Source organism: Aquabacterium soli, from assembly GCF_003933735.1.
Lineage (GTDB): Bacteria > Pseudomonadota > Gammaproteobacteria > Burkholderiales > Burkholderiaceae_C > Aquabacterium > Aquabacterium soli.
Map to the genome: position 1 here is coordinate 17183 of NZ_RSED01000030.1, position 22644 is coordinate 39826.

Annotated in this window: 20 protein-coding genes, 1 tRNA gene, 1 pseudogene and 1 riboswitch; of the genes and pseudogenes, 12 read left to right on the forward strand and 10 right to left on the reverse strand. The window is 66.8% G+C overall.

Annotation, left to right across the window (positions count from 1 at the left end; genetic code table 11):
* The first annotated feature begins 1 nt into the window (after position 1).
* The gene (locus EIP75_RS22420; RefSeq protein WP_125245431.1) at positions 2-526 is read left to right on the forward strand and encodes a DUF192 domain-containing protein; all 525 of its coding nucleotides are present in this window, start codon (positions 2-4) and stop codon (positions 524-526) included.
* Between the two features lie 30 nt (positions 527-556).
* On the opposite strand, the gene EIP75_RS22425 is transcribed toward EIP75_RS22420, so the two are convergent.
* On the reverse strand, positions 557-1468 hold the full coding sequence (locus tag EIP75_RS22425) for a patatin-like phospholipase family protein (RefSeq protein ID WP_125245432.1): 912 nt from the start codon (positions 1466-1468) through the stop codon (positions 557-559).
* 167 nt (positions 1469-1635) lie between these two features.
* On the opposite strand from EIP75_RS22425, the gene EIP75_RS22430 reads away from it, so the two are divergent.
* From EIP75_RS22430 to EIP75_RS22480, 11 genes are all read left to right on the forward strand, one after another.
* A complete protein-coding gene (locus EIP75_RS22430) occupies positions 1636-2412 on the forward strand; it encodes a sulfite exporter TauE/SafE family protein (protein WP_125245433.1) in 777 nt (258 codons plus the stop codon).
* Positions 2413-2506: 94 nt separating this feature from the next.
* On the forward strand, positions 2507-4216 hold the full coding sequence (locus tag EIP75_RS22435; RefSeq protein ID WP_125245434.1) for a nitrite/sulfite reductase: 1710 nt from the start codon (positions 2507-2509) through the stop codon (positions 4214-4216).
* 29 nt (positions 4217-4245) lie between these two features.
* Entirely contained in the window at positions 4246-4749 is a 504-nt protein-coding gene (locus EIP75_RS22440; RefSeq protein ID WP_125245435.1) for a DUF934 domain-containing protein, read from the forward strand.
* 42 nt (positions 4750-4791) lie between these two features.
* Positions 4792-5637, forward strand: a complete 846-nt coding sequence (locus EIP75_RS22445) for a phosphoadenylyl-sulfate reductase (protein ID WP_125245436.1) — start codon at positions 4792-4794, stop codon at positions 5635-5637.
* Positions 5638-5646: 9 nt separating this feature from the next.
* Positions 5647-6606, forward strand: coding sequence for a sulfate adenylyltransferase subunit CysD (cysD, locus tag EIP75_RS22450; protein ID WP_125245437.1), 960 nt, complete (start codon positions 5647-5649; stop codon positions 6604-6606).
* Positions 6606-7964 carry a sulfate adenylyltransferase subunit 1 gene (locus tag EIP75_RS22455; protein ID WP_125245438.1) on the forward strand — a complete coding sequence of 453 codons (1359 nt, stop codon included), beginning with the start codon at positions 6606-6608 and terminating at the stop codon, positions 7962-7964. Before cysD ends, EIP75_RS22455 begins: the two co-directional genes overlap by 1 nt.
* Positions 7965-7989: 25 nt before the next feature.
* Positions 7990-8814 carry a uroporphyrinogen-III C-methyltransferase gene (cobA, locus tag EIP75_RS22460; protein WP_125245439.1) on the forward strand — a complete coding sequence of 275 codons (825 nt, stop codon included), beginning with the start codon at positions 7990-7992 and terminating at the stop codon, positions 8812-8814.
* A 63-nt stretch (positions 8815-8877) separates the two neighbouring features.
* Complete coding sequence (gene fdxA, locus EIP75_RS22465; RefSeq protein ID WP_125245440.1) at positions 8878-9201, forward strand: ferredoxin FdxA; 324 nt, start codon at positions 8878-8880, stop codon at positions 9199-9201.
* 26 nt (positions 9202-9227) lie between these two features.
* Positions 9228-10331 carry an NAD(P)/FAD-dependent oxidoreductase gene (locus EIP75_RS22470; RefSeq protein WP_125245441.1) on the forward strand — a complete coding sequence of 368 codons (1104 nt, stop codon included), beginning with the start codon at positions 9228-9230 and terminating at the stop codon, positions 10329-10331.
* A 46-nt stretch (positions 10332-10377) separates the two neighbouring features.
* A riboswitch (TPP riboswitch) is annotated at positions 10378-10488 on the forward strand.
* A 116-nt stretch (positions 10489-10604) separates the two neighbouring features.
* Positions 10605-12875 carry a TonB-dependent siderophore receptor gene (locus tag EIP75_RS22475; RefSeq protein ID WP_125245442.1) on the forward strand — a complete coding sequence of 757 codons (2271 nt, stop codon included), beginning with the start codon at positions 10605-10607 and terminating at the stop codon, positions 12873-12875.
* A 139-nt stretch (positions 12876-13014) separates the two neighbouring features.
* Positions 13015-13090: transfer RNA gene (locus EIP75_RS22480), tRNA-Asn, on the forward strand.
* 83 nt (positions 13091-13173) lie between these two features.
* Here the strand turns inward: EIP75_RS22480 and EIP75_RS22485 are convergent.
* The 9 genes and pseudogenes from EIP75_RS22485 to EIP75_RS22525 form a co-directional block, all read right to left on the reverse strand.
* Complete coding sequence (locus tag EIP75_RS22485) at positions 13174-13455, reverse strand: hypothetical protein (protein WP_125245443.1); 282 nt, start codon at positions 13453-13455, stop codon at positions 13174-13176.
* Between the two features lie 123 nt (positions 13456-13578).
* Positions 13579-14541, reverse strand: a complete 963-nt coding sequence (locus tag EIP75_RS22490; RefSeq protein WP_125245444.1) for an ABC transporter permease — start codon at positions 14539-14541, stop codon at positions 13579-13581.
* The gene (locus EIP75_RS22495) at positions 14538-15650 is read right to left on the reverse strand and encodes an ABC transporter permease (RefSeq protein ID WP_125245450.1); all 1113 of its coding nucleotides are present in this window, start codon (positions 15648-15650) and stop codon (positions 14538-14540) included. The genes EIP75_RS22490 and EIP75_RS22495 overlap by 4 nt, the downstream gene beginning before the upstream one ends.
* Entirely contained in the window at positions 15647-17260 is a 1614-nt protein-coding gene (locus EIP75_RS22500; protein WP_233585003.1) for an ABC transporter ATP-binding protein, read from the reverse strand. The genes EIP75_RS22495 and EIP75_RS22500 overlap by 4 nt, the downstream gene beginning before the upstream one ends.
* Before the next feature lie 40 nt (positions 17261-17300).
* Entirely contained in the window at positions 17301-18236 is a 936-nt protein-coding gene (locus EIP75_RS22505; protein WP_125245452.1) for a BMP family protein, read from the reverse strand.
* Between the two features lie 232 nt (positions 18237-18468).
* Positions 18469-19607, reverse strand: a pseudogene (locus tag EIP75_RS22510) (sulfate/molybdate ABC transporter ATP-binding protein).
* Entirely contained in the window at positions 19604-20479 is an 876-nt protein-coding gene (gene cysW, locus EIP75_RS22515) for a sulfate ABC transporter permease subunit CysW (protein WP_125245445.1), read from the reverse strand. The pseudogene EIP75_RS22510 and the gene cysW overlap by 4 nt, the downstream one beginning before the upstream one ends.
* A gap of 3 nt (positions 20480-20482) precedes the next feature.
* Entirely contained in the window at positions 20483-21328 is an 846-nt protein-coding gene (cysT, locus tag EIP75_RS22520) for a sulfate ABC transporter permease subunit CysT (protein ID WP_125245446.1), read from the reverse strand.
* Between the two features lie 65 nt (positions 21329-21393).
* Positions 21394-22422: a sulfate ABC transporter substrate-binding protein gene (locus EIP75_RS22525; protein WP_125245447.1), complete on the reverse strand. Its 1029-nt coding sequence runs from the start codon at positions 22420-22422 to the stop codon at positions 21394-21396.
* Positions 22423-22644: the final 222 nt, after the last annotated feature.

Here is a 22644-nt window from a genome sequence, read left to right on the forward strand (position 1 = left end):
AATGACACAGTTTGTCTTGCCCGATCTCTTTGGCCGCCTGCCGGCCTTCAAGCTGCCCACCCCCGTCAAGGCCCTGGGCGTGGCCCTGTGCCTGGCCGCCACGATGGGCGGCGCCACCGCTGCCCTGGCCCAGGATGGCGGCCGGCCGCAACGCCTGCCCACCACCACGCTGGGCGCGGGCATGTTCAACATCAAGGTCGAGGTGGCGCAGACGCCTCAGCAGCACGCCATCGGGCTGATGTGGCGAAAGACCATGCCTGCCAATGAAGGCATGCTCTTCGTCTTTCCGCAGGCCGCGCAGCAGTGCTTCTGGATGAAGAACACGCTGCTGCCGCTGTCCATCGCCTTCGTCGGCGATGACGGCCGCATCGTCAACCTCGACGAAATGCTGCCCCAGACCGAAGCGCCGCATTGTTCGACCCAGCCCGTGCGCTTCGTGCTGGAGATGAACAAGGGGTGGTTCACCAAGCATGGCTTCAAGCCGGGCGACAAACTGACGGGCCAGCCGTTCGGCTCCGCGCGCTGAGCGCGTGAAGCGCATAAAGTGCGGCGGGCCTCACCGGTTGCGCGCAGCGGCCAGCCGCTGGCGCAGCGTGTCCAGCACGGCGTAGGTGGCCTCGCGCCCGGCCAGCACCGACAGGCGCCGGTTGCTGAAATCGGCTCCGCCGATGCCCGACAGCTTGGGCCGCACCACCACATCGGCATCCTTCAACTCATGCTGGCTGATGCTGTGGCCCATGATGTTGAAGGTCTGCAACAGGATCTGCAGGGAGCTCTGCGTGGCCTGCCCCTGCGGGATCGATGAGATGTCCACCGCGATGACCACGTCGGCACCCATCTGCTGGGCGTAGCGCACCGGGATGGGCGACACCAGCCCCCCATCCACATACTCGCGACCGCCGATCTTGACCGGCTGGAACACGGCCGGCACCGCGCTGGAGGCGCGCACGGCCACCCCTGCATCGCCCCGCCGGAACAGGATGGGCTCGCCGGAGTTGAGGTCGGTGGCCACGATGCCCAGCGGGATGCGCATCTGCTCGATGGTCTTGCCGCCTGTCTTGTCGCGGATGAACTTGGCCAGGGCCTCGCCCTTCATCAGCGAGCGGCCGGGGAACACCCAGTCGGTGATGGTCGATTCGTCCAGCGTCATCGCCATCTGCTCCATCTCGGTGGGCGTGCGGCCCGCCGCGTAGAGCGCCGCCACCATGGACCCGGCCGACGTGCCCACCACGATGTCGGGCTTGATACCCTGCTCTTCCAGCACCTGCAGCACCCCGATGTGGGCGAAGCCGCGCGCCGCCCCGCCACCGAAAGCCACCGCGATCTTGATCGGCCGGGGCGGCTTGGGCGCAGGCGCCACCACCGGCGTGTCGATCACCGGCGCCTGGTTGACGGGGGCCTGGCCTTCGCGGCCGCCCAGCAGGCTGCCGCACCCGGCCAGGGCCAGCGAGGCCACCACGGCCGCCATTGCCAGGCCCAGGCGACGCCTTGTTGTTTTATATGCTCCAGTGGAATTAACAACTTCCAAAAATGTTCTTCTCATTTATATAGAACCTTTTTACAGTTCAGTCTCGTTCAAACTGCCTGGCATGGAGCCCGGCTTCCTCAGCGCACAGCGCAGCAAGTTCTTTAAAGATGTTCGATTGGACTGCGATTGCCGCGGGTGCCGGTGTAGGCCTCATTGTGGGACTGACTGGTGTCGGTGGTGGTTCCCTGATGACGCCGCTGCTGATTTCGGTGTTCCACCTCGACAAGGCGGTGGCCATCGGCACCGACCTGTGGTTCGCGGGCCTCACCAAGGTGTCCGGCTCGGTGGCGCACCACCGCGAAGGCCACGTCGATTACCACATCACGAAAAAACTGCTGCTCGGCAGCATCCCGGCGTCCATCGCCACGATGGTGTTCATGCACCTGGAAGGCATCAGCAAGAGCCGCGACAGCGCCCTGGCTTACGCCCTGGGCATCGCCCTGCTGCTGACGGCCGTCACCGTGGCGTTTCGCCCGGTGTGGCACCGCGTGGGCATGTGGCTGGAGCGCTGGATCACCCGCGAGCGTCGCCCGGCCCTGACGGTGCTGTGCGGCGCCATCCTGGGCGTGCTGGTCTCGCTCAGCTCGATCGGGGCCGGCGCGCTGGGCGCCACCATGATCCTGTTGCTGTACCCGCGCCTGGACATGAAGCGCCTGGTGGGCACCGACATCGCCCACGCCGTGCCCCTGACCATCGTGGCCGGCATCGGCCATGCCTCTCTGGGCAACGTGGAATGGCTTCTTCTGATCGAATTGTTGGCGGGCTCCATCCCCGGGATCTGGGTGGGGGCCAAGCTGACCAAGCAATTGCCTGAGACAATCACGCGTTTCGCACTGTGTATCTGCCTGGTCATCGCCGCCCGCAAGATCTTGCTGACGGCCTGAGGCGAGCCCCACCGCCCCGACCAGCCCCCACATCACCACAAGCGAACATCCTTTTTTGACACATTGACGCCCGGTTGCCCGCCGGATGGATGCCATGTATCAGTACACCGATTTCGACAAGCACTTCGTCCGCCAGCGCGCGGCCCAGTTCCGCGACCAGCTCGAGCGCAACCTCGCCGGCAAGCTCGGCGACGAAGAGTTCCGCCCCTTGCGCCTGCAGAACGGCTGGTACGTTCAGCGCCACGCCCCCATGCTGCGCGTGGCCGTGCCCTACGGCGAGCTGTCGTCCCGGCAGGTGCGCCAGCTGGCCCGCATCGCCCGCGAATACGACCGCGGCTACGCCCACTTCACCACGCGTCAGAACGTGCAGTACAACTGGATCCCGCTGGTCAAGTCCGCCGACGTGATGGACCTGCTGGCCGAGGTCAACATGCACGGCATCCAGACCTCGGGCAACTGCATCCGCAACATCACGGCCGACGCCATGGTGGGGGTGGCCGAAGATGAAATCATCGACGCGCGCCCCTACTGCGAAGTGATTCGCCAGTGGTCCACGCTGCACCCCGAGTTCGCCTTCCTGCCGCGCAAGTTCAAGATCGCCGTCAGCGGCGCCAAGGAAGACCGCGCCGCCACCTACTGGCACGACATCGGCCTGCACCTGGTCAAGAACGACGCGGGCGAGGTCGGCTTCAAGGTGCTGGTGGGCGGAGGCATGGGCCGCACGCCCGTGATCGGCACCGAGATCAACGCCTTCGTGCCCTGGCAGCAGATCCTGGTCTACATCGAGGCCATCGTGCGCGTCTACAACCGCTATGGCCGCCGCGACAACATGTACAAGGCCCGGATCAAGATCCTGGTCAAGGCCGAAGGCCAGAAGTTCTTCGACCAGGTCAATGAAGAGTTCGACAACATCCTGACGCGTGATGTGGACGGCGCCGCCCACCTGATCCCCCAGGCCGAGTTCGACCGCGTGAACGCGGGCTTCCACAACCCCGCGTCGGTGCAGGCCCACACGGCGTCCGGCAACGGCTTGCCGCTTGACGCCAGCGACACCGACAAGGTTCAGTTCGCCAAGTGGCAAGAGCGCAACGTGCGCGGCCACAAGATCGCCGGCTACAAGTGCGTGACGCTGTCCGTGAAGCGGCCCGGCCAGGCCCCTGGTGACGCCACCGACACGCAGATGGACGCCATCGCCGACATCGCCGACCAGTTCAGCGCCTCCGAAGTGCGTGTCACGCACGACCAGAACGTGCTGCTGCCCTGGGTGCGCGAGGAAGACCTGTTCGCCGTGTGGAAGGCCGCCAAGGCCGCCAGCTTCGCCGCGCCCAACATCGGCCTGCTCAGCGACATGATCGCCTGCCCGGGCGGTGATTTCTGCGCGCTGGCCAACGCCCGCTCCATCCCCATCGCCAACGAGCTGATCGAGCGCTACCAGGATCTGGACGAGCTCTACGACATCGGCGAGATTGACCTGCACATCTCCGGCTGCATCAACTCCTGCGGGCACCACCACAGCGGCCACATCGGCATCCTGGGCGTGGACAAGGACGGCACCGAGTGGTACCAGATCACCCTGGGCGGCTCCGACGGTTCCGACCACGCGCCCACCAGCGTGGCCGGCAAGGTGATCGGCCCCTCGTTTTCGGCCGATGAAGTGACCGACGTGATCGAGGCCGTGGTCGAGACCTACCGCGCCCAGCGCGCCGCCAGCGAGAAGTTCGTCGACACCGTCAAGCGCATCGGGCTGGACCCGTTCAAGACCGCTGCCAACGCCGTGCGCCGCACCACGGCCAAGGCCGCCTGACGCCAAGCCCTCGAAGAAGGACAGACACCATGAAATTCATCGACCAACGCCACGACCAGTGGCACACCGTGGGCGGCGAAGACGGCCCCATGGCCCACCCGCCCTGCAAGTCGTACAGCCTGCTGACGCTGGCCCAATGGCACGCTGTGCGCGAAGCCTGGCCCGCGCAGGGCACGCCTGAGTACAAGCCTGTCGGCGTGATCATCCCCAACGACGAAGACATCGAAGTGATCGAGGCCGACGTCAACCGCCTCTCGCTGGTGGTGCTGCAGTTCCCCAAGTGGGTGGACGGCCGCGCCTACACGCAAGGCCACATCCTGCGTTCGCGCTACCGCTTCCAGGGCGAGATCCGCGCCACGGGCGAAGTGCTGGTGGACATGATGCCCCTGCTGGCCCGCACCGGCTTCGATGCCGTGGTGCTGCGCCACGACCAGGACCGCGCCGCCGCCGAGCGCGCACTGGGCTTCTTTGCCGCGCGCGGCCACTACCAGGGCGACGTGCAGGTGACCAAGCCTGTGTTCAACCGCGCCTGAGCCACCGCAGCCGCCCCGACACGACCGACCAAGGGACTCCCCATGAGCGACACCTCATCCCTTCTGCCTGAAACCTCCTCGCTGATCGGCGGGCCCGCGCCTTCGGGCTCGGCCATCAAGTTGTACGCCCGCGCCAGTGCCGACTTCGAGGCCAAGCTGGCCGACACCGTCGCGCTGCTCAAGGCCGCGGCAGCCGAGCACCCGGGCCAGGTCGTGCAGGCCACCAGCCTGGGTGTGGAGGACATGATCCTCACCGACCTGATCGCCCGCCACCGCCTGCCGATCGCCATCGGCACGCTGGAAACCGGCATGCTACACGCCGAGACCTCGGCTCTGATCCCGACCATCGAGTCGCACTACGCGGCCGAGGGCCTGAAGGTCGAGGTCTACCACCCGCAGGCCGAGGCCGTGATCGAGTTCGTGCGCCACAACGGCGAGAAGCCGATGTACAAGAGCATCGACCTGCGCAAGGCCTGCTGCGGCGTCCGCAAGATCGAGCCCCTGGGCCGCATGCTGGCACAGCGCACCGGCTGGATCACCGGCTTGCGCCGCGAGCAATCCAACAACCGCGGCGGCATGCTGGCCCGCGAGCAGGACGACAAGGGCCGCGCCAAGTTCAACCCGCTGATCGAGTGGACCTGGGGCGACGTGTGGCACTACGTCAACGTCAACAAGGTGCCCTACAACCCCCTGCACGACCAGTTCATGCCCAGCATCGGCTGCGAGCCCTGCACCCGCGCCATCGCCGTGGGCGAGGATTTCCGCGCCGGCCGCTGGTGGTGGGAAGACGAATCGGCCAAGGAATGCGGCCTGCACGTGCACCAGCCCGACGAGCCGGTGGCCGAAGAGCTGCCGCCGCTGGTCTCCAGCATCGAATCGAAGAACTGAAGCAACGATATGAACGCCCCTGTGAACGTGAACCAATTGCTGGCGGATGTCGACCACCGCCACCTGGACGCGCTGGAAGAAGAAGCCATCTTCATCCTGCGTGAAGTGGCCGCCAGTTTCGAGCGCCCGGGCCTGCTGTTCTCCAGCGGCAAGGACTCGTGCGTGGTGCTGCAACTGGCCGAGAAGGCCTTCAAGATGAAAAACGCGGCCGGCAAGCTCGAAGGCAAGCTGCCCTTCCCGCTGGTGCACGTCGACACGGGCCACAACTTCCCTGAAGTGATCGAGTTCCGCGACCGCCGCGTGGCCGAGATCGGCGAGCGCCTGATCGTGGCGCACATGGACGAGTCCATCAAGAAGGGCACCGTGCGCCTGGCCCACCCGCTCGAATCGCGCAACGGCCATCAAACAGTGACCCTGCTCGAAGCCATCGAAGACAACCGCTTCGACTGCCTGATCGGTGGTGCCCGCCGCGATGAGGAAAAGGCCCGCGCCAAGGAGCGCATCTTCAGCCACCGCGACAGCTTCGGCCAGTGGCAGCCCAAGGAACAGCGCCCCGAGCTGTGGAACCTGTTCAACACCCGCATCAAGCCGGGCGAGCACTTCCGTGCCTTCCCCATCAGCAACTGGACGGAGCTGGATGTGTGGCTGTACATCGCCCGCGAGAACATCCCGCTGCCAGGCATCTACTACAAGCACGCCCGCCAGGTGATCCGCCGCAAGGGCCTGCTGGTGCCGCTGACCGAGGTCACGCCGGCACTTGAAGGCGAAACCGTCGAGACGGTCGATGTGCGCTTCCGCACCGTGGGCGACATGACCTGCACCTGCCCGGTGGAATCCGAGGCCGCCAACCCGGCCGACATCGTCGCCGAAACACTGCACGTGACCGTGAGCGAGCGTGGCGCCACCCGCATGGACGACCGCACGTCCGAGGCCTCGATGGAGCGCCGCAAGAAGGAAGGTTATTTCTGATGTCTGCACAACAAGTTCCTAGCCCCGCCGCCGAAGAATTGGCACGTCACTGTGATGCGCAAGCAGAGCTTGCGCATAAAGCCCTTCGCTTCCTGACCGCCGGCAGCGTCGACGATGGCAAGAGCACCCTGATCGGACGCCTGCTGTTCGACAGCCGCGCCATCCTGGCCGACCAGCTCGACGCGCTGGAAAAGCGCGCCGCCGGCGCCCCGATCGACCTGTCGCTGCTGACCGACGGCCTGGAAGCCGAGCGCGAACAGGGCATCACCATCGACGTGGCCTACCGTTACTTCGCCACCAAGACGCGCAAGTTCATCATTGCCGATGCCCCAGGCCACGAGCAGTACACCCGCAACATGGTGACGGCCGCCGCCGGCAGCGATGCCGCCGTGGTGTTGGTGGACATCACCAAGATCGACTGGAAAGCGTCGCCCGTGCCCCTGCTGGCACAAACGCGCCGCCACAGCCTGCTGGCCCAGCTGCTGCGCGTGCCCTCCATCGTGTTCGCCGTGAACAAGCTGGACGCCATCGAGCAGGACACCGAGACCGCGTTCAACAACGTGGAAGCCTCGCTGCGCGCTTTCGCCGAACAGGCCGGAATCGAGGTCAAGGGCGTGATCCCCGTGTCGGCCCTGCGCGGCGACAACGTGACCACCCCCAGCGCCAACTGGCCCTGGTTCAAGGGCCCCACCCTGCTGCAGGTGCTGGAACAACTGCCCGCCAGCGACGAACGCCACGACGGTGCCCTGCTCCACCCCGTGCAGTACGTGACGCGTGACAGCGTGGGCGAAGGCGATGCCAGCGCTTCCGGCACCGGCCACCAGTACCGCGCCTTCTGGGGCCGCATCGCCCACGGCGCGGTCAAGGCCGGCGACGAAGTGCAGATCTTCCCGAGCGGCCAGAGCGCCATCGTGGCCGAAGTGCGCCACGCCGCCGAGGTGGTCGACCGCTGCGAGGCCGGCCAATCCGCCGGCATCGTGCTGGACCGTCAGGTCGACATCTCGCGCGGCGACTGGATCGCCTCGCCCGGCAGCATCAAGCCCACCGACCAGTTCACGGCCACGCTGGCCTGGCTAGACACCGAGCCCGCCGTGGTCGGCCGCAAGTACTGGGTGCGCCATGGCAACCGCTGGGTGCAGGCGCGCATCACCGCCATCGACAGCCGCCTGGACATCCACACGCTGGAAGACAACGATGCAGAGCAGATCGCTGTCAACGAGATCGGCCGCGTGCAGATCCAGACGCAGCAGCCCCTGCCGGTCGAGGCCTACCTGGACAACCGCATCAGCGGCGCGCTGATCGTGGTGGATCCGACCACCAACCGCACCAGCGGCGCGCTGCTGGTCAAGGCCGCGTAAGCTTCAGCTCACACAGCGCACACCCATGGACAGCAAGCCCTGCTCGCTCAACACCGCGAAAGTCGTCTTCATCGGGGCCGGCCCCGGTGAGGCCGACCTGATCACGGTGCGCGGCAGCCGCCTGCTGGCCCAGGCCCAGGTGGTGCTGTACGACGCCCTGGCCGATCCGGCCTTGCGCGATCTGGCCCCTCAGGCCGACTGGATCGACGTGGGCAAGCGTGGCTTCTCGGGCCAGCCCGGCAGCGATTTCAATGGCCAGACGCGCATCAACCAGTTGCTGGTGGAGCAATCGCTGGCCGTGGGTGCCATCCACGGCGATCGGGGCCTGGTGGCGCGCCTCAAGGGCGGTGATCCGAGCCTGTTCGGCCGCCTGGAAGAAGAGCTGCATGTGCTGCGCGAAGCCGGCATCCCCAGCGAGATCGTGCCTGGTGTGACATCGGCCCTGGCCGCCGCCGCCGGCACACAGCGCCCGCTCACACGCCGCGGCACCGGCCGAAGCGTCAGCTTCACCACCGCCATGACGCGTACCGGCGAGCTGCAGTACGGCATGGGCCCGGGCCAGCGCGCCGACACCGAAGTCTTCTACATGGCCGGCCGCCAGTTGGCCCCCTTGTCCAAAGGACTGCTCGATGCCGGCTGGCCAGGCGACACCACCGTGAGTGTGGTCTCACGCGCCGGCTGGCCTGACATGCTGCATACCGTCCACACTGTGGCCAGCCTGGACGATGCCAGCGAGCACCATGCCGGCCGGCCCACCCTGGTCATCGTCGGTGCGGGTGCCACCGCCCTGCCCGATGAGCCTTTGAGCCACATCCCCCTACCCGCGGAAGGCGGTGGCCGCGCTCCTTGAAGCGCAGCCCCGTAAAATCCCCCTTCTGTCGTTCACCAAACCCGTTTTCCAAGAGACCTTGTCATGACCCACGTCGTCACCGAAGCCTGCATCCAGTGCAAATACACGGACTGTGTGGATGTGTGTCCGGTGGACTGCTTCCGCGAAGGCCCGAACTTCCTGGTCATCGACCCGGACGAGTGCATCGATTGCGCCGTCTGCATCCCCGAGTGCCCCGTCAACGCCATCCTCCCGGAAGAAGACGTGCCCGGCGACCAGCAGCAGTACATCCAGATCAACGCCGAGTTGGCCAAAAGCTGGCCCAGCATCACCAAGCGCAAGGCCGCCATGGACACGGCCGACGAGTTCAAGGACAAGACCGGCAAGCTGGACCTGCTGGTCCGCTGAAGCGGAACCAAGCGCCCGCCCACGGCATGATCGAAACCGACGTTGTCGTCATCGGTGCGGGGCCTGTCGGCCTGTTCCAGGTTTTCCAGCTCGGCCTGCTCGGCCTGTCGTGCGAAGTGGTCGATGTGCTGCCCGAAGCGGGTGGCCAGTGCGTGGCGCTGTACCCGGACAAGCCCATCTACGACATCCCCGGTGTGCCTGTGTGCAGCGGGCGCGAACTGGCCGCGCAGCTGCTCACGCAGGCGCGGCCTTTCCTGCCTCTGGATCCGGCCACCGGCCGATCCGCGCACCTGCACCTGGGGCAACAGGTGATGGCGCTCTCACAAGACGCCACGCCGGGCTTCACCCTGCAGACCACCTCGGGCCAGGTGTTCAAGGCCCGTGCCGTGGTCATCGCGGCGGGTGCCGGCGCCTTCGTGCCCAAGGCCTTGCCCCTGCCGGGCCTGCCGGCCGATGCGCCGCCGCCTGCCAACCTGCACCACCACCTGCCCGTTGACGGGCCGCCTGTGCCCTGGGCGGGCCAGCACCTGGTGGTGGCCGGCGGTGGTGAAGAGGCCCTGCAGACCGTGCTGGACCTGTCGCAAGCTTCTGATGACACACGCCCTTCGCGCATCACGCTGCTGCACCGGCGTGACCAGTTCCAGGCCGAACCGGCACTGGACACCGCCGTGCGTGCGCTGATCACACAAGGCCGCGTGGAACTGGCCCTGGGCGTGCCCCAAAACGTTGAGCTGGCCTGGTCTGATGCTGGCGTGAACGCGCCACCTGCGCTCACGAGCATCACCGTGCTGGGCCCAGACAGCCAACCGCGCACCCTGCCGCTGGAGCACCTGCTGGTGCGCATGGGCCTGAGCCCCAAGCTGGGCCCGCTGGCCGATTGGGGCCTGCCCATGGAGCGCAAGCAGATCACGGTGGACACCGCCACGTACGGCACCAGCCTCCAAGGCATCCACGCGGTGGGCGACATCAACACCTACCCCGGCAAGAAGCGCCTGCTGCTGTGCGGCTTCCATGAGGCCACGCTGGCAGCGCATGCCCTGCTGGCCCGCCTGCGGCCCGACGAGCCCCAGCACCTTCAGTACACGACCACCAGCACCCTGCTTCATCAGCGCCTGGGCGTGAAGCACTGATGTGGCCGCCGCGCGGCCATCCGCGCGCGCTTCACACTAAAATGCACACGTTTGCTAGGGGTGCCGCGCCCTCGCCTCAGGGTGTCTGCGTGGCTGAGAGAGTCCCTTCGAACCTGAACGAGGTCATCCTCGCGTAGGGAAGCACGGCCATCCGCATGCCACGAACCGCCACCCACCCTGGGATGGCGCGCGTTCGCAGGCCACCGGCACGCACCGCACCCCTGGGCAAAGAGGCCTCACCACCGCCTTTTGCCGTGCTGGAGTTGCCGCCTTATGGCCCATTTGCGCCCTCGTGTCCCGAGCCCTGCCCTGTCGTGCTCGCCTTCCGTCCTCTCGCTGGACGCCCCTTCGCAGGATCGCGCTTGTCAGGCCCTGCGCCCAAGCGCTCCCGCCATCGCAGCCTCGCTGCTGATCGGCCTGATGGCGGCCCAGGCCATGGCCCAGAACGCGCCCACCCCAGCCAGCCCGCAGACCAGCGATCCCAATGCCGCGTTGCCCACCGTCACCGTGGTGGCCCCCGCCGCGCGCGAGGCCCGCGCCAGCATCACGGGCCTGGGTGACACACCCGCCTGGCAAGCCCCAGTGCAGGCCATCCGCCTCACACAGGATGTGCTGAAGGACCAGCAGGTGCAGCGCCTGGCCGACCTGGTGAAGCTGGACGCCAGCACCAGTGATTCGTACAACACCACCGGCTACTGGGATTACCTCAGCGTGCGCGGCTTCACGCTGGACAACGCCTACAACTACCGCCGCGAAGGCCTTCCCATCAACGCCGAGACCCGCATCGCGCTGGACAACAAGGCTGCCGTCGAGCTGCTCAAGGGCACCAGCGGCATCCAGGCTGGTGTGAGCGCGCCGGGTGGCCTGGTCAACCTGCTGGTCAAGCGCCCGGAAGGCCGCGTGCGCACGGCAGAGATCGGCTTCACGGGTGGCAGCAGCGTGATGGCCGCCGTGGACATCGGCGACCGCTTCGGCACCGACCAGCGCTTCGGCCTGCGGGTCAACGCGGCGGCCGAGAAGCTGGACACCAAGATCGACAACACGAAGGGGCACCGGCGCCTGCTGGCCATCGCCACCGACTGGGTCATCGCCCCGGGCAGCATGATCGAAGCGGAGATCGAGCACAGCCTGTACCGCCAACCCAGCGTGCCGGGTTTCAGCCTGCTGGGCAGCGCCCTGCCATCGGCCAGCAGCATCGACCCGTCGCGCAACCTGAACAACCAGCCGTGGGCACAGCCGGTCGAGATGGCCGGCAACACGGGCACGCTGCGCTGGAAGCAGGATTGGAGCGCGGGCTGGCAGTCTGTGGTGACGTATGGGGAGCAGCATCTGCGTTCGCAAGACCGGGCGGCGTTTCCATCAGGGTGCGCCGCAGAAGGCAACTACGACCGCTACTGCAGCGACGGCACCTTCGATCTGTACGACTACCGGTCCGAACACGAAAGCCGCATCACGCGTGCGCTCAATGCGCAGTTGAGTGGCGAGGTGCGCACAGGTCAGGTCAAGCACGCGTTGAAGTTTGGATTGCTGCGATCTGTGCACACCACAGATCTCGATACCGCAGCGTTCACCTATGCCGGCGAAGGCAACATCGGCGGCAACTACGGCCCCTACCCCGTCACGGCCACCCCCGACTACCCGAACACCAACCGACACGAGCGCAGCACCGAACTGAGCCTCAGCGACTCCATCACTTTCTCCGAACAATGGACCGCGTGGGCGGGCCTGCGCCACACCTGGCTCAAGCGCTGTGTTGAGCTGACCGAAGCGGGCATTGCCGATCCGGCGTCACTGGATCAGCAGGTCACCACGCCCTGGATCGCATTGGGCTACACGCTGGCACCCCGCACGCAGGCCTATGCCAGCTGGGGCGAAGGCTTCGAGGCCCGCACCGCCATGAGCACACCGCTGGTGACCTACACCAACGCCCCCCAGGCCCTGCCTGTGCGCAAGAGCCGCCAGATCGAACTCGGCGTCAAGGCTCAACGTGATCACCTGCAATGGGGCGCCAACCTGTTCCGCATCCAGCGGCCGGAAGCCGGCCCAGTCACCGATGCGACGAGCGGCGACACAAGCTACATCTTCGACGGCAAGGCCGTGCATCAGGGCGCCGAAGGCTTCATCCAGACCCAGCACGGCGCCTGGACCGTCAACGGCAGCGCCATGGTGCTCGACGCCAAGCGCGAGGGCAGCCAGAGCTACGACGGCAAGCGCCCCATCAACGTGCCTGAGCACACGCTCAAGCTGTCGGGCAGCTACCGCTGGGCATGGGCGCTGCCCATCACGGCGCAGGCCGACGTCGTGCATGAAGGCCGTCGCTGGGTCGATCCCGACAACACCGTGCGCCTGCCCTCATGGACACGCGTGGATCTCGGCCTGAAGGCCCAGCAACGCGTGGACGGCAGCAACCTGACCTGGCGCCTGGGTGTGACCAACCTGTTCGACAAGCGCGCCTGGCGTGAATCGCCCACGCTGACCGGGCACATCTACCTGTTCCCGCTGGCCGAGCGCACCGTGACCGGGTCCTTGCAGGTGGATTTCTGATCCCGCGCACCGGTTTGTCGCACGGGCCACACAGATGTGCAAAACAGCGTCCGTCTTGCTGGCCCGCACAAAACCATGCTATAGTTTCGTTCTCGGTTGATCGCTGCAACTTACCGAAGCAGCTAGCAGACAACCCTGATCCCCGATAGCTCAGTCGGTAGAGCGCCGGACTGTTAATCCGTAGGTCCCTGGTTCGAGCCCAGGTCGGGGAGCCAAAATTCGAAAGGCCTCAGCACACGCTGAGGCCTTTTTCGTTGGGGCGTTCGTACACCGCAATAGAAGCCAACACCAGCGCTGCTCAGATCTTCACGGTGCCCTGCGCCGGTTGATGCGACAAGCCGAACGCCCGCTTCACCCGCAGCATCGTGTCCTCACCGTCCGGGTCTTCCACCACGATCCGCAGATGTGCCGTGTTCGATGCCCGCCCCTCGGCCTGAGGCAGCCCAGAGCCGGCCAGGCGCGTCGAGGGCACATCCACCGGCACGTCCGGCTGCCCCTCGATGTTGCTGGTCAAGGCCACGCTGGAGAAGTCCTCCAGCCGGACGGTGTTGATGTGGGATTCCTTGATGATCTTGTCCATGGTGTCTCCATCGCATTGAGCGGTTGAGGTCGAGGCCGGGGATGATGCGGCACCATGCCATCCAACGTGGCACCGCGCTATGCCCCCTCCTTGGCAAACCAAGTGCCCGCCCGATGCGCTGCGTCAGCGCTCGCCCGCCCGGTACGGCTTCATCAAGGCCTGCGGATACGCTGCCCGCCGCGCCATCACCACCAGCGCCAGGATCGACAGCAGGTAGGGCAGCATCAGGTACACCTGGTAGGGCAAAGCGATGCCCAGCACATCCCCACCAGCCTGCTGCAGACGCAGTTGCAGCGCGTCGAAAGCCGCGAACAGCAAGGCGCCCAGCAGTGCCTTGCCCGGCCGCCATGAGGCGAACACCACCAGCGCCACGCAGATCCACCCGCGCCCGTTGATCATGTTGATGTAGAAGGCATTGAAGGCCGACAGCGTGAGAAAGGCGCCCGCCACGCCCATCACGGCCGAACCGGCCACGATGGCGCCTGTGCGCAGGCCCGTCACGCTCAGGCCCTGCCCTTCGGCCGCCGCCGGGTTCTCGCCCACCATGCGCACCGCCAGGCCCAGCGGTGTGCGCATCAGCACCCAGCCCAGCAAAGGCACCAGCAGCAAGGCGCCCCAGGTCAAGGGCGTCTGTGCGGCCAGCACCGGGCCGATCAGGGGGATGGCATCCAGCCCCTGCAGGTGGGTGCCCATGGGCGCCATCGGCACGATGGTGGGCGGCGTGCTGATCTTCGGGAAGGCGATCCGGTAGCCGTAGTAGCTCAGGCTGGTCGCCAGCATGGTCAGCCCCAGGCCCGCCACATGCTGCGACAGCGCCAGGCCCACCGTGAGCAAGGCATGCAACAGCCCGCACAGGGCGCCCACTCCCGCGGCGACCAGAACGCCCGTGGGCAGGCTGGCGCCGTGGTAAACGGCCAGCCAGCCACTCAGCGCCCCCGCCACCATGATCCCTTCGATGCCCAGGTTCAGCACCCCGGCACGCTCGCACAGCAGCACGCCCAGCGTGCCCAGCAGCAGCGGCGTGGCGGTGCGCAGCACGGCGATCCAGAAGCTGGACTGCGCGATCAGGTCCCACACTTCGGTCATGCGCGCCCCCCCGGCGTCGCGCCCAGGCGGCGCAGGCGGTAGCGGGTGAACAGCTGGCTCACCAGCATGCACAGCAAGGCCAGGGCCACCATCACATCGGCCAGGTAGGTGGGCACGCCCAGAGATCGGCTCATCGCATCGGCGCCCACCAGCACGCTGGCCACGAACACGGCCGCCGCCACCACCCCCAGCGGATGCAGACCGGCCAGCATGGCGATCACGATGCCGCTGTAGCCATACCCGGGCGACATGTCGAGCGTGAGGTAGCTGGTGCGGCCAGCCACCTCACCCACACCGGCCAGGCCCGCCAGCGCCCCCGACATCAAGGCGGTCAGCACCGTCAGACGCCCCACCGGCAGGCCGGCGAAGGCCGCGGCACGCGCGTTGGCGCCCACGGCGCGCAGGCCCAGCCCCAGCGTGGTGTAGCGGTCGATCACCCACAGCAAGGCGGCCAGCAGCACCGCACCCACCAGGCCCATGTGCACGCGTGATCTCTCCAGCAGGCGGCCGAACTCCACCTCGGGCCACAGCGCCACCGATTGCGGCCAGCCCATGGCCAGCGGGTCCTTCATGGCGCCGTCCAGCAGCATGGACACCAGCAACAGCGCGATGAAGTTCATCAGCAGCGTGGTGACCACCTCGTCCACGCCGAACCGGGTCTTGAGCAGCGCCGGGCCCAGCAGCCACAGGGCGCCAGCCAGGGCACCCGCGGCCACCATCAGCGCCGTCATCAGGGGGGCGGGCAAGGCCATGGCTTCCAGCCCGGGGTGCTGGCCCGCCACCGCCACGGCCGCCAGTGCCCCAAGGTACAACTGGCCTTCCGCGCCGATGTTGAACAGGCGGGCACGAAACGCCACCGCCGCCGCCAGCCCGGTCAGGATCAACGGCGTGGCGCGCGTGAGCGTTTCAGAGATGGCGAAGGCCGAGCCCCAGGCCCCCTGAAGCAGCGCCGCATAGGCTTGCCCGATGGGCGCCCCCGACCAGGCGATCAGGCCCGCGGCCAGCAGCAGGGTCGCGGCGATGGCCGCCAGGGGCGCCCACAGCCAGCCCCATCTAGAGGGCTGCTCGCGGGCCTCCAGGCGCCAGCGCGGAATGAAGGAGGTGCTCATGGGGCCGAGGGGTTCGAGGTCGTGGTTGCGGCGCTGGTCGATGCCTGCGGGCTGCTGCCCGCCATGGCCAGCCCCAGCGAGGCCAGCGTCCATGCCGCACGCGGACGCGCGGGCGTCAAGTGGCCCTGGTGCATCACGGCAATGCGGTCGGCCAGCGCCAGGATCTCGTCCAGGTCTTCGGAAATCAGCAGCACGGCGCTGCCTTTGGCGGCCGCCTCCAGCAGGCTCTCGTGCACGAAGGCCACCGCCCCCACATCCAGGCCCCACGTGGGTTGCGCCGCCACGATCAAGGTGGGCACGCCCTGCGGCGCGTCATCACCCAGGGCCAGCGCACGCCCCAGCACCAGCTTCTGCATGTTGCCGCCCGACAGGCGCCGTGCAGGCACGTCCGGCCCACCGCCACGCACATCGAAGCGCTGGATCAGCGATTGCGCATGCGCGCGTGCGGCGGCCCGCCTCACCCAGCCCCAGCGGGCGAAGCGTCGATCACGCAGGCGCTCGGTGATGGTGTTCTCCCACAGGCTCAGGTCGCCCACCACGCCTTGGGCATGGCGGTCTTCAGGGATGCGGGCCACGGGCAGGCCCACCCAGTCGCGCGGGCGGGCCAACAGGGTGCGCCCCTGCACCTCCAGGCGGCCCCGGTGCACCGGGATCAGGCCGTGCAGCAGTTCTGCCAAGGCCACCTGTCCATTGCCGGACACGCCCGCCACCGCCAGGATCTCGCCGGACAGCACGCGCAGGTCGATGCCCGCCAGTGGCGTGGCATGGCCTTGTGCCACGGTGTGCACGCCCTGGCAGTTCAGCACCAGCGCGCCCGGCGCCTGGGCCGTGGCCGGGCGCCTGGGTGGCACCACCTCGCGCCCCACCATGGTGGTGGCCAGTTCGGCCTTGCTGGTGCCCTGCGTGGGGCCGGTGTACACCAGCTTGCCGCCGCGCAGCACCGCCACGCGGTTCGACACGCGCAGCACCTCGTCGAGCTTGTGGCTGATGAAGATCACGGCCAGGCCCTCCTTCACCAGCGTGTCCAGCGTGGCGAAGAGCTGCTCGCTTTCCTGCGGGGTCAGCACAGCGGTCGGCTCGTCCAGGATCAGGATGCGGGCACCGCGGTACAAGGCCTTGAGGATCTCGACGCGCTGCCGCTCCCCCACCGACAGGCTGCCCACCAGTGCCTCAGGCCGCACTTGCAGGCCGAAGCGCTGCGCCAGCTCATCCAGCCGCCGGCGCCCTGCCCCACGCCTTGAACGCCACGACCACAGCGGCTCGGTGCCCAGCATCACGTTGTCGAGCACGCTCAGGTTGTCGGCCAGGGTGAAGTGCTGGTGCACCATGCCGATGCCCGCGTCCAGGGCCGCGCGCGGCTGCCCCGGCGGCAAGGGCCGCCCGAAAGCCTCGATGTGCCCGCCATCGGCCACGTAGTGCCCAAAGAGGATGGACACCAGGGTGCTCTTGCCCGCGCCGTTCTCGCCCAGCAGGGCCAGCACCTCGCCGGCACGCAGATCCAGCGAGATGTTGTCGTTGGCCACCAGCGGGCCGAAGCGCTTGGTGATGCCGTGGAGGCTGAGCACGGGCGGTGCCGGCGGTGAGGCCGGCAGGTCAGGGTCGTGGATCAAAGGAGGAACCGGGGAAGGATCGTGGGGCCTGGCTCGTGCCTCAGTTCGACTTGGGCTCGGTCTCCACCACCGGCACCTTGAAGCCACCCGACAGGATCGCCGCTTCCTTGGCCTTGACCTTGGCCACCACCTCGGCCGGCACCTTGCCTTCGAAAGTGCCCAGCGGCGACAGCTCGCTGCCCTTGTGCTTCATCATCGAATAAGGGCCGTAGTCCTCGCCCTTGAACTGCCCGGCCTTGACCTTCTTGATGGCCGTGTCCACCGTGGGCTCCATGTTCCACAGCGCCGAGGACACCACCGTGTCCGGGTACTGGGGCTGGGTGTTGATCACGTTGCCGATGGCAAGCTTGCCCTTTTCCTTGGCAGCATCGCTCACTCCGAAACGCTCGGCGTAGAGCACATCGGCACCCTTGTCGATCATGGCGAAGGCAGCCTCCTTGGCCTTGGGTGGGTCGAACCACGAGCCGATGAAGCTCACGGTGAACTTCACCTTCGGGTTGGTCTCCTTGGCGCCCGCCATGAAGGCGTGCATCAGGCGGTTGACCTCGGGGATCGGGTAGCCGCCCACCATGCCGATGTGGCCGCTCTTGCTCACGCCGCCGGCGATCATGCCGCTCAGGTAGGCCGGCTCCTGGATGTAGTTATCGAACACCGAGAAGTTGGGCGCCTGCGGTTTGCCCGACGAGCCCATCAGGAAGTTGACCTTGGGGTAGTCCTTGGCCACCTTGCGGGCCGCGGCCTCCACGCCGAACACCTCGCCCAGGATCAGGGTGTTGCCACTTTCTGCGTACTGGCGCATCACGCGCTCGTAGTCGGCGTTGGCGGTGTTCTCCGAGAACACGTAGTCGATCTCGCCACGGGCCTTGGCTGCGCTCAGGGCCTTGTGGATGCGAGACACCCACTGCTGCTCCACCGGCACGGTGTAGATGGCGGCCACCTTGAGCTTGGCTTGCGCCTGCGCGGGCAAGGCGCTCATCAGGGCCGGGGCCAGGCCGGCGGCCAGGGCCAGCGAGGCCAGGCGGTTCAACAGGGTGCGTCGGGCGGTTTGCTTCACGAGGGGGACTCCGTTGGGGTGGACAAGAACCTGACCACATGGTCAGGTTCACGGAGGCATCACAAGCAAGACAGGTGCCAGAGACCCAAAAAGCAAACATCCCCGAGCGGCCAGGCGGCCGATCGGGGATGGGCGGGTCAGCGCAGGCGCTGGGTCAGATCACGGCAGCGGGATCGGTGTCCACGAACTCGCCCCGGCCGCCATTGACCACGTTGAAGCGACGCACACGGCGCGGCTTCAGGTGCACGGTGGCGCCGGTTTCCAGGATGCCGCTGTCGCGCAGCGCGGCGTACTCGTTGCGCGGCAGCTCCACGTCCACCTCGCCCTGGCCGTCCACGCGCTTGAACTCCAGGCGCGTGTTCGGGCCCACGGTCAGCGTGTGCACCAGGGTCACGGCCAGGCTGCCTTCCTCGGGGCGGGCCAGCACCTGGATCTCGTGTGGACGCACATAGCTCACATCGGTGGCGCTGCCGGTACTGTTGGCGGCGGCCACGGCACCCGGCGCATGGTCACGGCCGTGGAACAGGTTCACATCGCCCAGGAACTGCAACACGAAGGGCGTGGCCGGATGGTCGTACACCTCGTCTGGTGTGCCTTCCTGCTCGATGCGACCCTGGTTCATCACCACGATGCGGTCGGCCACTTCCATGGCTTCTTCCTGGTCGTGGGTCACGAACACGCTGGTCACATGGATCTCGTCGTGCAGGCGGCGCAGCCAGCGGCGCAGTTCCTTGCGCACCTGGGCGTCGAGCGCACCGAAGGGCTCGTCCAGCAGCAGCACCTTGGGCTCCACCGCCAGGGCGCGCGCCAGGGCGATGCGCTGGCGCTGGCCGCCCGATAGCTGGTGCGGGTAACGATCGGCGATCCAGTCCAGCTGCACCAGCTTCAGAAGCTCGGTCACCTTCTTGCGGATCTCGGATTCGCTGGGGCGCGTGGCCTTGGGGCGCACGCGCAGGCCGAAGGCCACGTTCTCGAAGATGCTCATGTGGCCGAACAGCNGCCGAAGGCCACGTTCTCGAAGATGCTCATGTGGCCGAACAGCGCGTAGTGCTGGAACACGAAGCCCACGTTGCGGTCGCGCACGGACACGTTGGTGGCATCGGCGCCATGGAAGAGCACCGAGCCGGCGTCCGGCGTTTCCAGGCCCGCGATGATGCGCAACAGCGAGGTCTTGCCCGAGCCCGAGGGGCCCAGCAGCGCCACCAGTTCACCGGAGGGGATGTCCAGGTTCAGGTGATCACAGACCGTGACCGATCCGAAACGTTTGACGAGGTTCTTGACTTCAATGCTCATGACGCGGCTCCGGCATCCTTGGCCTGGGCGATCTGTTGCTGCACCCGGCGTTCGACGATGAATTTCAGCACCAGGGTGACCAGCGCCAGGCTGGCCAGCAGCGACGCGACGGCGAAGGACGCGGCGAACTGGTACTCGTTGTAGAGAATTTCGATGTGCAGGGGCAAGGTGTTGGTCTGCCCGCGGATGTGGCCCGACACCACCGACACGGCGCCGAACTCGCCCATGGCGCGGGCATTGCAGAGGATCACACCATACAGCAGCGCCCATTTCACATTGGGCAGCGTGACTTTCCAGAAGGATTGCCAGCCCGAGGCGCCCAGCACGACGGCAGCTTCTTCCTGCTCCTGCCCCTGCGCCTGCATCAATGGGATCAGCTCACGGGCGATGAAGGGGAAGGTCACGAAGATGGTGGCCAGCACGATGCCCGGCACCGCGAAGATCACCTTCAGGTCATGGTCGCGCAGCCACTCGCCGAACCAGCCCTGCAGGCCGAACACGAGCACATAGATCAGGCCGGCGATCACGGGCGAGACCGAGAACGGCAGGTCGATCAGCGTGAGCAGCACGCTCTTGCCGCGGAAATCGAACTTGGCGATCGCCCAGGCGGCCGAGATGCCGAACACCAGGTTCAGCGGCACGGCGATCACCGCGGCCGTCAGCGTCAGCCAGATGGCGGATACGGCATCGGGCTCCGTCACGGCCGCCAGGTAGACATCCCAGCCGCGCTTGAGCGCTTCGTAGAACACCGACACCAGCGGCACGAACAGGAACATCGACAGGAACACCAACGCGATGGTGATCAGCGTCCAGCGCACCCAGGTCGGCTCTCGCGTGGCCTGGGAATGGTTGGGGGGAGACATGGAACTCATGATTTACTTGCCCTGACGCTTGCGTGTCCAGGCCTGCAGACCGTTGATGGCCAGCAGCAGGATGAAGGACATGACCAGCATCACCACGGCGATGGCGGTGGCGCCTGCGTAGTCGTACTGCTCCAGCTTGGTGATGATCAGCAGCGGCGTGATCTCCGAGATCATCGGCATGTTGCCGGCGATGAAGATGATCGAGCCGTACTCGCCCAGGGCGCGGGCAAAGGCCAGCGCGAAGCCTGTGAGCAACGCGGGCATCAACACCGGCAGGATCACGTGGCGGAAGGTCTGCAGGCGGTTGGCGCCCAGCGTGGCAGCGGCTTCCTCCAGCTCGGCGGCCAGGTCTTCAAGAATGGGCTGCACCGTGCGCACCACGAAAGGCAGGCCGATGAAAGTCATGGCCACGAACACGCCCACCGGCGTGTAGGCCACCTTGATGCCCAGGGGCTCGAGGTACTTGCCGATCCAGCCGTTGCTGGCGTACAGGCCCGTCAACGTGATGCCGGCCACGGCGGTCGGCAGCGCGAAGGGCAGGTCCACCAGCGCGTCGACGATGCGGCGCCCGAAGAATTTGTAGCGCACCAGCACCCAGGCCACCAGCAGCCCGAACACGGCATTGACCACCGCGGCCAGCACGGACGAGCCGAAGGTCAGCTTGTACGACGCCACCACGCGCGGCGAGGTGACCACGTCCACGAACTGCGGCCACGTCAGGTCATTGACCGTGCGCAGGAAGGTGGCGGACAGCGGGATCAGGACGATCAGGCTGAGGTAGAAGATCGTGAGCCCGAGGGCCAGATCGAAGCCCGGCAGCACGGAGTGCCGCCTGAGCAGGGTGCGGGAAAAGATCATGGGAAGGAAACCGAAAGAACTGCGTCGGTTGGGAGGCGCCACCGCCAGGGCGGCGCCTCAGGCGATCACTTGCGGCCAGCCGCCAGGATCTGGTCGTAGGTGCCGCCGTCGGCGAAGTGGTCCTTCTGGGCCTTGGTCCAGCCGCCGAACACCTCGCCCACCGTGAAGGTGTTGACCTTCGGGAAATCAGCCGCATGCTTGGCCAGCACCTTGGCCGAACGGGGACGCAGGTTGTGGCTGGCAGCCACTTCCTGGCCTTCTTCGGAGTACAGGTACTTCAGGTAGGCCTCGGCCTGCTTGCGGGTGCCCTTCTTGTCGGCCACCTTGTCGACCACGCTCACGGGGTTCTCGGCCAGGACCGTCAGGCTCGGGTAGACCACCTCGTAGTCGCCGCCGAATTCCTTCTTGATCAAGGGCACTTCGCTTTCGAAGGTGGCCAGTGCATCGCCGATGTTGCGCTGCGCGAAGGTGGTGGTGGCTGCACGGCCGCCGCCGTCGAACACGGGCACGTTGGCGAAGATGCCGCGCACCAGGGCGCGGGCATTGCTGGCATCGCTGCCCTTCTTCAGGGCCGAGCCGTAGGCGGCCAGGTAGGTGTAGCGGCCGTTGCCCGACACCTTGGGGTTCGGGATCACCACGGAAATGCCGGGACGGGCCAGATCCACCCAGTCCTTGATCTTCTTGGGGTTGCCCTTGCGCACCAGGATCACGGACACCGAGGTCGTGGGCGAGCTGTTGTTGGGCAGGCGTGTGGCCCAGTTCTGAGGGATGAGCTTGGCGCGGTCGAACAGGATGTCGATGTCATTGGCCTGGTTCATCGTGATCACGTCGGCCTCGAGGCCTTCGGCCACGCTGCTGGCCTGCTTGCTGGAGCCGCCGTGCGACTGGTTGATCGTCAGCGTTTCGCCGGTCGTCTTCTTCCAGTATGCGATGAAGGTCTTGTTGTAGTCCTTGTAGAACTCGCGTGTGACGTCGTAGCTGACGTTGAGCAATGTGGCATCGGCGTGGGCCACGCCCGCCGACGTCATGGCCACAACGGACGTCGAAGCGGCCAGGACCCAGTGACTCAGCGATTTATTCAAAGAAAAACGCATGACAAACCCCTTTCTGATGCAAGACGCGTATGTTATGGGGGGTTCATGGTGCTCTTATGTAAGGTTTCCGCACTTGCTTATGCGAAAACCAACAATAGCAACCAGGAAAAAAGCGGCCTCGGAGCATGACCACCGAGGCCGCCAAGGATGCCTGTTTCAGACAGGCACCACCCCACTTGCTCGTTTCAAATTCGACTGATCACTTCTTGGTGTAGATCTGGT